General features: G+C 60.6%; 9 protein-coding genes. 5 read left to right on the top strand and 4 right to left on the bottom strand.

The features are described from left to right. Positions 1-88: 88 nt before the first annotated feature. The 4 genes from purL to FD715_RS04540 all read right to left on the bottom strand — a co-directional run bounded on the left by purL (position 89) and on the right by FD715_RS04540 (position 6,937). Positions 89-2,248: a phosphoribosylformylglycinamidine synthase subunit PurL gene (gene purL / locus FD715_RS04555; RefSeq protein ID WP_147105887.1), complete on the bottom strand. Its 2,160-nt coding sequence runs from the start codon at positions 2,246-2,248 to the stop codon at positions 89-91. A gap of 578 nt (positions 2,249-2,826) precedes the next feature. Next, complete coding sequence (locus FD715_RS04550) at positions 2,827-3,228, bottom strand: PRC-barrel domain-containing protein (RefSeq protein WP_147105884.1); 402 nt, start codon at positions 3,226-3,228, stop codon at positions 2,827-2,829. 246 nt (positions 3,229-3,474) lie between these two features. Beyond that, on the bottom strand, positions 3,475-5,781 hold the full coding sequence (locus tag FD715_RS04545) for a mechanosensitive ion channel family protein (protein WP_147105881.1): 2,307 nt from the start codon (positions 5,779-5,781) through the stop codon (positions 3,475-3,477). A 238-nt stretch (positions 5,782-6,019) separates the two neighbouring features. Further along, a complete protein-coding gene (locus tag FD715_RS04540) occupies positions 6,020-6,937 on the bottom strand; it encodes a LysR family transcriptional regulator (protein WP_147106709.1) in 918 nt (305 codons plus the stop codon). 170 nt (positions 6,938-7,107) lie between these two features. Between FD715_RS04540 and FD715_RS04535 the strand changes: the two genes are divergently transcribed. The 5 genes from FD715_RS04535 (at position 7,108) to ccmE (ending at position 13,834) form a co-directional block, all read left to right on the top strand. Beyond that, complete coding sequence (locus tag FD715_RS04535; protein WP_147105878.1) at positions 7,108-10,527, top strand: indolepyruvate ferredoxin oxidoreductase family protein; 3,420 nt, start codon at positions 7,108-7,110, stop codon at positions 10,525-10,527. Positions 10,528-10,612: 85 nt separating this feature from the next. Beyond that, positions 10,613-11,497, top strand: coding sequence for a lysophospholipid acyltransferase family protein (locus FD715_RS04530; protein ID WP_147105875.1), 885 nt, complete (start codon positions 10,613-10,615; stop codon positions 11,495-11,497). A gap of 18 nt (positions 11,498-11,515) precedes the next feature. After that, on the top strand, positions 11,516-12,325 hold the full coding sequence (locus FD715_RS04525; protein ID WP_147105872.1) for a glutamate racemase: 810 nt from the start codon (positions 11,516-11,518) through the stop codon (positions 12,323-12,325). Positions 12,326-12,352: 27 nt separating this feature from the next. Next, entirely contained in the window at positions 12,353-13,381 is a 1,029-nt protein-coding gene (argC, locus tag FD715_RS04520; RefSeq protein WP_147105869.1) for an N-acetyl-gamma-glutamyl-phosphate reductase, read from the top strand. A gap of 9 nt (positions 13,382-13,390) precedes the next feature. Next, on the top strand, positions 13,391-13,834 hold the full coding sequence (gene ccmE / locus FD715_RS04515) for a cytochrome c maturation protein CcmE (protein ID WP_147105865.1): 444 nt from the start codon (positions 13,391-13,393) through the stop codon (positions 13,832-13,834). Positions 13,835-13,894 lie beyond the last annotated feature (60 nt).

Genomic DNA, 13,894 nt, shown 5'->3' with positions numbered 1-13,894 from the left:
GCTGGACTGCACGTTTTTGCAGGCAAAACCGTTCTGCCCCCACGCGTCGTTTGCAAGCAGACGACGTCGGCGGGTCCGAAACCAAGGTTTAGGCGAAAGTGTCCGCGAAGGTCGAGCGGTAGATGTCGCGCAGTTCGCTGAGCGGAGCAGATGAGTTGCCCATCCAGACCGTGTCGCCCGAGAATTTGCCGACCGACACAATCGGCACGCCCGCCTTGCCCGCCTCGATCATCAGCGCTTCGGCCTTGTCGAAGGAACACGCCACCAGGTAACGCGCCTGATCCTCGCCAAAGAAGCTGCCCATCTCACTCGCGTCAATCCATACGCCAACGTCTGCCGTTTCGGCCAGCTCAAAAGCCGCCAGCGCCAGGCCTCCATCGCTCAGATCGGTGCAGGCGTTGATCAAGTGTCTGTTTTCACGAATGAAATCACCGTTTCGCTTCTCGGCTTCAAGGTCCACATGCGGCGCGTCCCCGTCGGTACGTCCGAACACCTCTGCCAGCAGCGCGGATTGTCCAAGGTGCCCGCCACAATCACCCACGAGCAAGGCCACATGCCCCTCTCGGACGTCGCCGCCGATGATGTCGTCTGGATGGTCGATCAGGCCAACCGCTCCGATCGTCGGTGTCGGCAGGATCGCCGCACCATCTGTTTCATTGTAGAGCGACACGTTGCCAGAAACGATGGGCATGTCGAGCGCCGCGCAGGCCTGTCCAATGCCGTCCAGCGCGCCCACGAATTGCCCCATGATCTCGGGTTTTTCGGGGTTGCCGAAGTTGAGATTGTCCGTTGTCGCCAGGGGCTTGGCGCCGACGGCGGTGAGGTTGCGGTAGGCTTCGGCCACCGCTTGCTTGCCGCCCTCGACTGGGTTGGCTTTGACATAGCGTGGGGTCACATCCGACGTGAAGGCGAGCGATTTGTCCGTCCCATGCACCCGCATGATGCCGGCGCCAAGACCGGGAGTGCGGGCGCTGTCGGCCATCACCATCGTATCGTATTGTTCGTAGACCCACTGTTTGGCCGAGTAGTTCGGGCTGGCAAGCAGCGCTTTGAGCCCGTCGATTGGGTCAATTGTGGGGATGTCCCCGAGAGGACCGGCTGCGGGCGTCGGCACCCAGGGGCGGTCGTATTCGGGGGCTTCTGAGGCGAGTTTTGATAAGGGCAGGTCGGCTTTGACCTCGCCGTTATGTTCGATGAGGAAGCGGTCTTCGGCGATGGTTTCGCCCACGATGGCGAAGTCGAGGTCCCATTTGTCGAAGACGGCTTTCGCTTCCGCTTCGAGTTCTGGTTTCAGGACCATAAGCATGCGTTCCTGGCTTTCCGACAGCATCATCTCGTAGGCGGTCATGTTCTCTTCGCGCACTGGCACGTCGTTGAGGTTCAGCTTGACGCCAAGCCCACCTTTGTCGCCCATCTCGACCGCCGAACAGGTGAGGCCAGCGGCGCCCATGTCCTGGATCGAGATGACGGCACCGGTTTGCATCAACTCCAGCGTCGCTTCCATCAGGCGTTTTTCGGTGAAGGGGTCGCCGACTTGGACTGTGGGGCGCTTTTCCTCGATCGTGTCGTCGAATTCCGCCGAGGCCATGGTCGCACCGCCGACGCCGTCTCGGCCTGTCTTGGCACCGAGATAGACAACCGGCATGCCGACGCCAGAGGCGGCGGAGTAGAAGATCTTGTCGGCGTCCGCGAGGCCGGCGGCAAAGGCGTTGACAAGGCAGTTGCCGTTATAGGCTGGGTCGAACCGGACCTCACCGCCCGCACAAGGCACGCCGAAGGCGTTGCCGTAGCCGCCGATGCCTTCGATCACGCCGTGGACAAGCTGGCGGGTCTTTGGATGGTCGGGTTCGCCGAAGGACAGGGCGTTCATGGAGGCGATGGGGCGGGCGCCCATGGTGAAGACGTCCCGAAGGATACCGCCCACACCCGTCGCCGCGCCCTGGTAGGGTTCGATGTAGCTGGGGTGGTTGTGGCTTTCCATTTTGAAGACCACGGCTTGGCCGTCGCCGATGTCGACGACGCCTGCATTCTCTCCGGGGCCGCAGATCACCTGGGGACCGGTGGTGGGCAGTTTCTTGAGGTGGATTTTGGAGGATTTGTAGGAACAATGCTCGTTCCACATGGCCGAGAAAATGCCCAGTTCGGTGAAGGTGGGCTCGCGTCCGATGATCTCGAGAATGCGGTCATACTCGTCGGGTTTCAGCCCGTGACTTGCGATCAGATCTTCGGTGATTTTCGGCTCTTGCATGTGTCGTCCCCCGGCTTTGGCACGCTCTTTAGAGCAGGGACGGGCGGGGGGAAAGGGTTTGTCCCCGCGGGGACAAGGCGTGCGGGCTGTTTGCGCTGTTTTAATCATTCTGTGAACGTCGTTTGGTCACTAGGGCTTGGCGATGCGCGCGGTGCGTTGTGTAAATCTCAACCAAATTTTTGCAGACTGACGCACGATCGGGTGCGGTCGAGGGGGGGGGGCGCCGTCTGTCGGCGCACCATTTTCGCGGTTTCTGACTAACGATGCCTTGCTGCAGAGCTGTCCAAATTGGAGCAACGATGTGCGGCTGCGGCGTTGATACGAAAGGTGCAAGTCGCGAGGTCGCGGTGCGCTTCTCAGGCGCGGCGCGTTATCTCCGAAGGATCAGTGTTTCAAGCCCATTGGTGTGCGAAGTTGCGGGGCACGGTTGGCGTTACGCGCATCGTGCACGTCCGTCAAAAAAGATCCTTCTTCTCTGCGGGCTGTGGCGTGCCCACTTGCAGCGGCCACGAAAAAGGCCGCCCTGCGAAGCGCAGAGCGGCCTGAACACGGTGCAATCAAGTGATTGCGTGCATGCCTTATTTGAAGTCGATCTCGATCCGACCGGCGGCGGGTTCAACCGCTGCAAACAGTTCGTCATCTGTCGGCTCCAGCGCGATGCTGCCTTCGGCGACGGACACGTGCTCGGGGTCAATCATGAGCAACATGGTGTCGCCGTCATAGCGCAGGTCGGCTTCCACGTCGATTTGGACCACGGCACGGTCATTTTCGTTGAACGAAAAGTCTTCGATCTGGCCCAGTACGACGCCGTCGGACGTCACAACGTCGCCGCCGTTGATGGCGGAAATGGTGCTGACGCGGTCTTCTTGACCGGCGAGCGTGTTCGTCGGGTCGAAAGCGATCGGCGCGTCTTCGGCCAGCAGCGGTGCGGCGGACAGGGCCAGTGCGGTCGAGGCGATCAGTGCGATCTTGCGTGTCATTGTCAGTCTCCTTTCGTTCTGTCTGACTTCGGGGACACAACCGAATGGCGTCGAAGATCGTTCCGAAAAAAGATGTCCAAAAAGGCAATAAAAACAAGGGAACTTAGGGCGTACATCCGCGTTTGGTCGAGTCGACCCTGACGTTTGGGAATGGCGGCGCGATCCGGATCTTTGGGTGCACGCCTGCGTCGGTCTTTGACCCTGGGCGCGGGTGCCGCCCTTTAGTGCTGGCACGGCGACCCCTTGTCAGTCGCCTGGTTTGCCAGCGCCCGGTGGTGCTGCTTCGGCCATCTCTTGTGCGGCTTCGGTGGCGGCAGCGGCGATGGCGGCCTTGTCCGCATCGTCAAGCTTGTCGTGATCGTCTAGACCAGGGATCGCCACGCGCACCTCGCGCCGGGCAAAGTCGATGCCGTTTTCCTCGAACTTCTTGTTCACGCGCGTGAGCAGTTCCTTGCGGATCGTGAACTGCGTGCCGGGCTTGGCCATGAACTTGCCCCGCATCACGATGCCCACGTCATCGAATTCAAGCACGCCTTGTGATTTGAAAGGTTGCAGGAAGTCCTCCTGAAACAACGGATCTTCCATCATCTCGGCGCCGATGGTCTTGAAGATCTTTTTCACCTTGTTGGGATCGGTGCCGAAGGGGACGGTAAAGCGCAGCTTCATGATGACCCAATCGCGGGAATAGTTGGTGATCTTGGGGATTTCGCCGTAGGGCAGCGTGTGGACGGGGCCGCGGTGGTGGCGCAGTTGCATTGAGCGGATCGAAATCTTTTCCACCGTACCCATCGTGCCGTCGACTTCCACATATTCGCCGGTGCGGAAGGCGTCGTCGATCAGGAAGAAGATGCCCGACACGACGTCTGTGACCAGTTTCTGTGCGCCAAAGCCAATGGCGAGGCCGACAATACCGGCACCGGCGAGCAGGGGCGTGGTGTCGACGCCCGCATTGCTGAGACCCAAGAGCAGGAACACGACGACGATGGTGGCCTGGCTGACGCCCAGGATCAGCGGCAGGACCGTGGACAGGCGGGAACCGCCTGCACCTCCGCCATCGCCGCCGCCGATCTCTTCGGCGTTGGGGTCGTAGCCGGACGCTGTCATTTCCGCCGCGAGCTTGCGGTTGATGATGAGCGAGACAACCTCGAACACGAGGTAGCCGATGGCGATGATCAGCAGGAATTCCATGAGGCTGGCGGCAAAGCGTTCGCCGACCCCCGCGTTTGCAAGCGTGGCAGGCGACATGCCCCAGAAGGAGGCGACGGCGAGCAGGACCAGGCCAAACACCAGCACCCGGCCGATGCGGATGTAAGAGCGGCGGGTGGAGACGTAGGCACGCTCGGCCAAGGGCCCTTCGCCTGTCATGGGTGGGGCGAGGTGGCGGACGAGGCCGCGAATGGCTGTATCCATCGCGGGTGCAAAGGTGAGGAGCGCCAGGGTCTTGTATTGCGGGATGCCGTTGAGCAGGGCGAAGTTTTCGTAACTGACCACGACGTTCACGATCCACCAGGTCGCAAAGGCCACGCCGATCCCGAAATAGGGGTAGGCGCGCGCGATCCGGTCCTCTGCCGGGCTGAGGTCGTCATAGCCGCCGCGCATCATGTCGATGCTTTCCGACCGGTAGCGCCAGAACAGGAGTGCGACGTAGAAATGGACTGCGAAGTTGACCCAGGCGCCGATGCGGGTTTCGCCCACGGGCACGCCGTTGGCGGCGTTGAAGGGGACGATGACCTGGCCGATGCCGATGACCATACCGAGCCAGAACATGTGGAAGACCATCGCGCGGGCTGTCGCATCGGTGGCCGCCACGATCCGGTAGTCCGGTGCTTTGGGCGCCATGAAGAAGCGCCCGATGGCGGCCGTCATGCGCGGCAGCCCGATCAGCCACGGCCCAACCAGCATGAAGAACGGGTGGTAGTAGGGGGGCACGGCGAGCCGCGTGATCTGCGCGGCGGCGAACATGAAGATGGCAACCGACACGATTTCGCTGGTCAGCCGTTTGGCCAGTGGCACGAGCGCTTCGCCGATATTTTGCGAGCCTTCGCGCCGCGGCGGCAGGACCAGCCAGCCGCGGCTGAGGCGGCGGAAGGCGTATTCGATGGCGAAGGCGCCCAAGAGCACCATGAGGAAGTAACCCGCGATGGCGAGAAGCCCATTTGTGCCGACGAACGTGCCGAAGGTTGAAAAGGCGCGGGCCTGTTCGGTGAAGAGGAGCGGAAGGCGCTGTACGGCGATGGTGATCTGTTCGAACGCGCCGCTGGTCAGGTGGTAGATGAAATCCTCGATCTCGTCCGTGTCATCATCTGTGCTGTTGGCCTGCGCGTTCAGCTGATCGAGCAGGAGTGCGCGCACCTCACTGTCGCTGAGCCGGGAGATGAGCGCATTTGCGGCTTCTTCTGTCAGCGGGTTGGGCAGATCGGGGACTGTCGCCTCGCCGTTGGAGGATGTGGTGGTGACGAGCGATTGTGCCTGCAGGGCGCCCGAAAACAGGCTGATTGCCATGACGATGGCAAGGAGGCTACGCCAAATGGCGTATGTGATATGCTTTGGCATGGATGTCCCCCGGCGCACTTTTGTTTTGCAACACAGTGCGCAAGCACGTCGATTGTTGCAAGGAAACGCTTTGCGGGCTCGGCCAAAAAAAAAGGCCGAGCGCGAAGCTCGGCCCAGTCCAACAGGGAGGTATGAAGATGGCGCGTATGCGCCATGTCTCTTCAATAGGCGAGTTAGGGATGGGTTTGCCACCGATCAAGGCATTTTATGAACCGACCTTGGCATGGCTGGTATGCGGTTATTGCATGCCTTGAGGATTTTCCTTTTGCCGCAGCATCTTACGGTAGGCGATGATCTCTTCCTGCACGAAGTCGCGGAAGGCGGCGATCCGCTTGGATTGGCGCAGTTCCTCGGGGTATGCGAGGAAAACGGGCACATCGGCAGATTCAATCTCTGGTAGCACGCGGATGAGTCGCGGATCGTCCAGCGACACGTAGTCGGGCAGGATGCCCAGGCCGAGGTCTTGCAGCACGCCCTGCAGCACGCCGTAGTAGTTGTTCACCGTGAGAAGCGATCGGACCTCATATGTCAAAAGATGTTGGACAAGGCTGCTGCCTGCGCCCACTTGAGCCGAATTCACGTTCTGGCAGATGAGCCTGTGGTGAATGAGGTCTTCGAGTGTTTCTGGCGTGCCGTTGGCCTCGAGATAGGCCTGGGTGGCAAAAACCTGCATCTTGACCGTCATCAACCGTTTGCGGATCAGGTCGGCCTGGCTGGGTTCTTTCATGCGGATGGCCACGTCGGCCTCGCGCATGGGCAGGTCGAGCACGCGTTCCTCGAGCATCAGGTCCACGCGCAGGTCGGGGTATTGTTCGTAGAGTTTGACCAGACGGGGGGCGAGCCAGAGCGTGCCGAAGCCGATAGTCGTGGTGACGCGCAGGTCGCCGAACACCTCTTCCTCGCTGTCGCGGATACGGGCGCTGGCAGTGTCGAGCCGCTTGTTCATGGCTGTCGTGGCGTCAAACAGCAACTCGCCCTGTTCGGTCAGAATGAGGCCGCGGGCATGGCGGTGGAAGAGGGTTGCGTTCAGCGATTCCTCGAGCCCGCGGATTTGCCGCGAGACCGCCGATTGGCTGAGATTCAGCTTGTCACCGGCGTGTGTGAGGCTGCCCGCGTCCGCCACCGCGTGAAATATTCGTAACTTGTCCCAGTCCATGCGCACCACTTCTGTAACGTTACCGCCAACATAGGCGAAATCTTCATATTTCATATGCTTGGCTTTGCCGGAACTGCGATGTGACAAAAAATTTTGTGGCAAGGTCAGTATGTGTGACCTATTATTGGTTGAAAGTTATGCAAGACTGATCACGGCAGGGGAGGCCAGCGATGAGCACGCAGAAGATTTCCTTGAACGACCGGTATGATCTGGAAAAGAGCCCGGTCTTGCTGAATGGCACGCAGGCGCTGGTGCGTCTTACGCTGATGCAGAAGGCGCGCGATGTCGCCGCCGGGTTGAACACGGCAGGGTTGGTGACTGGCTATCGTGGATCGCCGCTCGGTGCCGTTGATATGCAGATGACTCGCGCGCTCAAGCAGCTCGCGGCCCATGATGTGACGTTTCAGCCCGGGTTGAACGAAGATCTGGCCGCCACGGCGCTGTGGGGCGCGCAGCAGGCTGAGTTGCGGGACGAGGGCAAGTACGACGGTGTCTTTGGCCTGTGGTATGGCAAGGGGCCGGGGGTGGACCGGTCGGGTGATGCTTTCAAACATGCCAACATGGCCGGGTCCTCCAAACACGGCGGTGTGCTGGTTGCGATGGGGGATGACCATACGGGTGAGAGTTCTACGGTTTTGCACCAGTCGGAATGGGCGCTGATTGATGCCTATATGCCCGTCGTGTCCCCCGCCGGTGTGCAGGAGATCATGGATTACGGCATCTATGGTTGGGCGCTGAGCCGGTTTTCGGGTCTCTGGGTTGGCTTGAAGACGATGAAGGATACGGTCGAGGCGACGAGCGTTGTGGACGGTGATCCGCATCGGTTGTCTCTGACCGTGCCGGATTACGCGCTGCCAGAGGGCGGGCTGAATATCCGTTTGGTTGATACACCGACCGAACAGGAAGCGCGGATGATTGACCACAAGCGTTTTGCTGCGGAGGCGTTTTCGCGCGCCAACGGTATGGACAAGCGGATGTGGGGCAAGCCGGGGGCGAAGATCGGCTTTGTGGCAGCGGGCAAGAACTGGCTCGATCTGGTCCACGCGCTGAACCTGCTGAACATTGATGAGAACGAGGCTGAGCGGCTGGGGATTACGACCTACAAGGTGGGCCAGACCTTCCCGCTGGATATGCAGGGATTCCATGACTGGGCCGAGGGGCTCGATCTGATCGTCGTGGTCGAAGAGAAGCGCAAGCTGATCGAGGTGCAGATTAAGGAGGCCATTTTTGATGACCGTCGAGGGCGCCGGGTCTATGGGTGGTACAAAGGCGGTGCGGGGAGCATGCACCGCGAAGAGCTGTTCCCGACCCGTGGTGCCCTTGATCCGATCCTGATTGCTGAGAAGCTGGGGGGTATTCTGGTCGAGGAAGGCCGGAACACCGATGGAATCAAGGCGGGGCTGGCAAAGTTGGACGAGGCGCGCCGGTCGGACAATGCCGAGGATATTGCGGCGCGGCTGCCTTATTTCTGCTCCGGCTGTCCGCACAATTCATCGACCAAGGTGCCTGAAGGCTCGCGCGCCTATGCGGGCATCGGCTGCCACTACATGGTGCAGTGGATGGACCGCGAGACCATCGGCTACACCCATATGGGGGCCGAGGGCGCGAACTGGATTGGCGAGGCGCCGTTTTCTAAGCGCGATCATGTGTTCCAGAACCTGGGCGACGGGACCTACAACCATTCGGGTGTGCAGGCCATTCGGGCTGCCTTGGCCGCAGGGACGAACATTACTTACAAGATCCTCTACAACGATGCCGTTGCGATGACGGGCGGGCAGGGGAATGAGGGTGGCCTTGATCCTTACCGCATCGTGGATGAAGTGCGAGCGATGGGCTGCGAGCATGTCGCGGTGGTCTATGACGACAAGGAAGACGTGGATGTGTCACGCTTTCCTTCGGGTGTGCCGACCCATGAGAGGGCTGAGTTGCAGGTCGTTCAGGAGCGCTTCGCCAAGACTGAAGGTGTTTCGGTCATTGTCTATGTGCAGACCTGTGCGGCGGAGAAGCGGCGGCGTCGCAAGCGCGGCACCTTCCCCGATATCGACAAGCGGGTGTTTATCAACACGGATGTCTGTGAGGGTTGTGGCGATTGCGGGGTGCAGTCGAACTGTGTTTCCATCGTTCCGAAAGAGACGGAACTGGGACGGAAGCGGGCGATTGATCAGTCGTCGTGCAACAAGGACTTCTCTTGCCTCAAAGGGTTCTGCCCAAGCTTCGTGACGTTGGAAGGCGCGCAGGTGAAGAAGGCCGCGACGACCGAGTTGGACCTGCCTGATCTGCCGATGCCGGAGTTGCCGGAGATCAAGGGGACGTGGAACGTCGTCATCACCGGTGTGGGCGGCACCGGGGTTGTGACCATCGGTGCCGTGATGGCGCAAGCGGCGCATCTCGACGGCAAGGGTGCCGGGATGATGGAGATGGCGGGACTGGCCCAGAAGGGTGGGGCTGTGCATATTCATTGCCGGTTGGCGAATGATCCTGCCGACATCAGTGCCATTCGGGTTGCTACGGGTGAATGCGATGCGCTCATTGGCGGGGATCTGGTGGTTTCCGCTGGGGCCAAGACGCTGGGGCTGACCAGCGCTGGGCGCACGGGCGCTGTGGTGAACAGCCATGAGATCATCACGGGGGACTTTACGCGCAATACCGAGTTTGCCTTGCCTTCGGAGCGCCTGTCACTGGCCCTGGAGGCGCGGCTAAGGGAACGGGTGGACATGTTCGATGCGTCCGATCTGGCGAAGGCTACGATGGGCGACAGCATCTTTTCCAATATGATGATCTTTGGCGCTGCGTGGCAGCGGGGCCTCGTACCGCTGAGCTTTGAGGCGATCATGGCGGCGATTGATCTGAACGGCGCGGCCGTCGAACGCAACAAGCGCGCATTCGACATTGGGCGCTGGGCAGTGCTTCATGCGGAAGACGCAGCACGGATTGCTGAGCCGAAGGTGATCCAGTTGCCGAAGTCGCTTGAGGAGAAGATCGCGTTTCGCGCTGATCATCTGGTGAAGTATCAGTCGAAACGCCTTGCCAAACGCTATCGCAAGCTGGTGGACGGCATTGCGGACGCGGCTGTGCGCGAGGCTGTGGCGAAGGGCTATCACAAGCTTCTCGCTTACAAGGACGAGTACGAGGTCGCCCGGTTGCATCTGGACACCGAAGCCAAGGCGCGGGAGCAGTTTGAGGGGGATTTCAAGATGAAGTTTCACCTTGCCCCGCCGATGCTGTCGAAAGAGGGGCCGGATGGGCGGCCCGTGAAGAAAGAGTATGGGCCGGGCATGATGCGCAACTTCCGGCTGTTGGCGAAGTTCAAGGGGCTGCGTGGCACGCCTTTGGACATTTTTGGCCGCACGGAAGAGCGCAAGATGGAGCGGGCGCTGATCAAACAGTATGAGGCGGACATGAAGGACGTGCTGCCCAAAGTTGACGACGGTACGCGCGATGCCATCGTTGCCTTGGCCGCGTTGCCGCTCGATATTCGCGGCTTCGGGCCGGTGAAGCATGCGAACGAGGCGAAGGGCGCCAAACGGCGCGAGGAGTTGCTGTCGGTGATACGGGCCGGTGGCCCGGTGCAGGCCAAGGCGGCTGAGTGATCGCGTCACACCTGTGTCATATGGGCTAGGCAGGATTACGCGCACCCCGTAAAACGGGGCGCATAGAATAGTCAGGCCACCCGCTATGCACCGTCGCCAGCAGCGCGAGATCACGCGCGAGATCAGTTATTCCCATTCCGCCGAAACCAAAGGCGGGCGGGCCTTGATCCGTATATTGGAAAACACGACCGGTCGCTTGCGTTTGATCAAGCGGGCCGAGGGGTACGAGCACGAGGTTGCGGCGGGCCGCGACTTCTGGGCCGTGATGGTTGAGCGCTATGGGCTGTCGTTGAACGTCGTGGGCGGGGCGCTGGAGAATATTCCGCGCGACGGGCCGCTGATTCTGATCGCCAACCATCCTTACGGCATTCTGGATGGGCTCATGATGGGTCACATTCTGTCAACGATCCGGGGTGACTTTCGCATCATGGCGAACTCGGTCTTCAAGAAGGCTGAAGAGCTGAACCGCGTGCTGCTGCCCATCAGCTTTGATGACACGCGCGAGGCGATGGCGCTGAATGTGGCGACCCGCAAAGAGTCCCTGCGGTATCTGGGCGCGGGCGGGGCGATAGGCATCTTTCCCGGCGGAACGGTGAGCACGGCGGCAAAGCCGTTTTCTCGGCCCATGGATCCCGGTTGGCGCAGTTTCACTGCCCGCATGGTGGCGAAGTCCAATGCGACCGTCGTGCCGCTTTACTTCGACGGGCACACCAGTCGCCTGTTCCAGATTGCCAGCCATCTGCACAATACGCTGCGCCTTGGGCTGCTGATCAAGGAGTTCAAAAAGCGGGTCGATACACCCGTGGATGTGGTCGTAGGCGACCCGATTGGCAGGGACGTGCTGAACCCCATGGCCCAGCATCCGAAACAGATGATGGAATTCCTGCGCAAAGCCACGTATGAGCTGAACCCAAACCCGGTGAAGGTGTTTGACCTGGGGTATGAGTTCGAAGAGCGGCACCGCACTTGAGGCCGCAAGAGGCACGCGATGGCAGTTGGTATTTTCGATTCCGGTTTGGGCGGTTTGACCGTGCTGGATGCTGCGCAAAAGCGGTTGCCGGACGTGGATTTCATCTATCTCGCCGACAGTGCCAATGCGCCTTACGGCGTGCGGACGGCGGACAACATCTATGACCTGACGACGGCGGCTGTGCAGCGGCTGTTTGATGCGGGCTGTGATTTGGTGATTTTGGCTTGTAACACGGCCTCTGCTGCCGCTTTGCGCCGGATGCAGGAAGGCTGGGTGCCTACGGACAAGCGGGTGCTTGGGGTCTTCGTGCCGATGATCGAAGCACTGACGGAGCGGCAGTGGGGCGACAACTCTCCGCCCCGCGAGGTGGCTGTGCAGCATGTGGCGCTGTTTGCGACACCTGCGACGGTGGCGAGCCGGGCATTCCAGCGCGAGTTGGCGTTCCGGGCCATTGGTGTGGATGTGGAGGCGCAGGCCTGCGGTGGTGTTGTCGATGCCATTGAGGATGGTGACATGATCCTGGCCGACGCGCTGGTGCGGTCCCATGTGGATGCGCTGAAGCGCAAGATGCCGGAACCACAGGCGGCCATTCTGGGCTGTACGCACTACCCACTGATGCAGGACGAGTTTCAGGACGCGCTGGGCGCGGATGTGGCCGTCTATTCACAAGCCGGGTTGGTGGGCGAGAGTCTTGCCGACTATCTGGAGCGTCACCCGGACAAGATGGGTGGAGGCGAGGCAGGGTTTCTGACCACGGGCAATCCCAAGACCGTCAGCCAGCGCGCCACGCAGTTCTTGCGACGACAGATCACGTTTGATGCCGCTTGATCTGACACCTTATGCAAGAAGACTGACATGACCTATAACATCGCTATTCTGGGCGCTTCCGGCTACACGGGCGCTGAACTGATCCGGCTGATTGCCGGACACTCTTCCATTGAAATCAAGGATTTGGGAGCGTTCTCTAAAGCTGGTCAGACCGTTGCGCAAGTCTATCCGCATCTGCGCCATCTGGACCTGCCGCCGATGGTCGCCTTTGACCAGATTGACTGGGCAGGTATTGATCTGTGCTTTTGCGCGCTGCCGCACAAGACCAGCCAGGAGGTGATCTCGGGCCTGCCGCGGGGTTTGCGGATCGTGGATCTGAGTGCCGATTTCAGGCTGCGCGATCCGGAGGCCTATCAGAAGTGGTACGGCAACCCGCATGCGGCGGTCGCGATGCAGGGCGAGGCCGTTTATGGCCTGACCGAGTTTTACCGGGACGAGATTGCCGGTGCGCGGCTCGTCGCGGGTACGGGCTGCAACGCAGCGACCGGTCAGTTTGCGCTGCGGCCTTTGATCGCGGCTGGGGTCATCGACCTGGATGACATCATTCTGGATTTGAAGGCTGCTGTGTCGGGCGCGGGGCGGGTGTTGAAGGAAAACCTGCTGCATGCAGAGCTGTCCGAAGGCTATCACGCTTATGCCACCGGCGGGTCGCATCGGCATCTCGGCGAGTTCGATCAGGAGTTTTCAAAAGTGGCGGGCCGGGAGGTTCACATACAGTTTCAGCCGCATTTGATCCCTGCAAATAGGGGGATTTTGGGCACGGCCTACGTCAAAGGCGATGCACAGGCTGTGTGGGATACGTTGGCGTCTGCGTATGAGAACGAGCCTTTCATCGAAGTGCTGCCCATGGGTGAGGTACCCTCGACGAGGCATGTACGCGGGTCGAACTTCTGCCATATCGGAGTGGCCGCCGATCGGTTGCCTCGGCGGACGGTTGTGGTCGCGGCCCTCGACAATTTGACCAAGGGATCTTCGGGGCAGGCGTTGCAAAACGCCAATCTGATGTTAGGTATAAATGAGGTCGAGGGGCTGATGATGGCCCCGCTTTTTCCATAGCAGACGTCCATGAAAAGCCTGAAGAAGCAGCGTCGGATCCAGATCATCGCCCTTGCGGCGGTGGCGTTGACGGTTTCGACGGTGCTGATCGGCTATGCGATGCGCGATGGGATCAACTTCTTCCGCGCCCCGAGCCAGATCATGGCCGAACCTCCGGGCCCGACTGAGGTGTTTCGGATCGGTGGTTTGGTGGCTGAGGGCTCGCTCGTGCGCGGCGAGGGCGCTTCGATTCGCTTTGAAGTGACCGACGGTGGTGCGTCTGTGCCTGTCGTCTTTACTGGCGTGCTTCCTGATCTGTTCGAGGAAAATCAGGGCATGGTGGGCACGGGTAAGTATATCGACGGCGTCTTTGAAGCCTCTGAAATCCTTGCCAAACATGACGAGACCTATATGCCGGCCGAGGTCGTGGACGCTCTGAAAGAGCAGGGCGTCTATAAGGACCCCGAGACCTAGCGTACGGTCGCGTTAAGACCCGTTAACCTACATCGCTGACGTTCTGCCCCATGGGACACC

Origin of the sequence: Tateyamaria sp. syn59, from assembly GCF_007995245.1 — a bacterium.
Classification (GTDB): Bacteria; Pseudomonadota; Alphaproteobacteria; order Rhodobacterales; family Rhodobacteraceae; genus Tateyamaria.
This window is presented reverse-complemented; position numbering and strand designations above follow the sequence as displayed.

Bases quoted from the DNA above. Each gene is read 5' to 3' on its own strand.
- FD715_RS04550 (WP_147105884.1), bottom strand. From the start codon at position 3,228: ATGACACGCAAGATCGCACTGATCGCCTCGACCGCACTGGCCCTGTCC.
- FD715_RS04525 (WP_147105872.1), top strand. From the start codon at position 11,516: ATGGCAGTTGGTATTTTCGATTCCGGTTTGGGCGGTTTGACCGTGCTG.
- argC (WP_147105869.1), top strand. From the start codon at position 12,353: ATGACCTATAACATCGCTATTCTGGGCGCTTCCGGCTACACGGGCGCT.
- purL (WP_147105887.1), bottom strand. From the start codon at position 2,248: ATGCAAGAGCCGAAAATCACCGAAGATCTGATCGCAAGTCACGGGCTG.
- ccmE (WP_147105865.1), top strand. From the start codon at position 13,391: ATGAAAAGCCTGAAGAAGCAGCGTCGGATCCAGATCATCGCCCTTGCG.
- FD715_RS04535 (WP_147105878.1), top strand. From the start codon at position 7,108: ATGAGCACGCAGAAGATTTCCTTGAACGACCGGTATGATCTGGAAAAG.
- FD715_RS04530 (WP_147105875.1), top strand. From the start codon at position 10,613: ATGCACCGTCGCCAGCAGCGCGAGATCACGCGCGAGATCAGTTATTCC.
- FD715_RS04545 (WP_147105881.1), bottom strand. From the start codon at position 5,781: ATGCCAAAGCATATCACATACGCCATTTGGCGTAGCCTCCTTGCCATC.
- FD715_RS04540 (WP_147106709.1), bottom strand. From the start codon at position 6,937: ATGGACTGGGACAAGTTACGAATATTTCACGCGGTGGCGGACGCGGGC.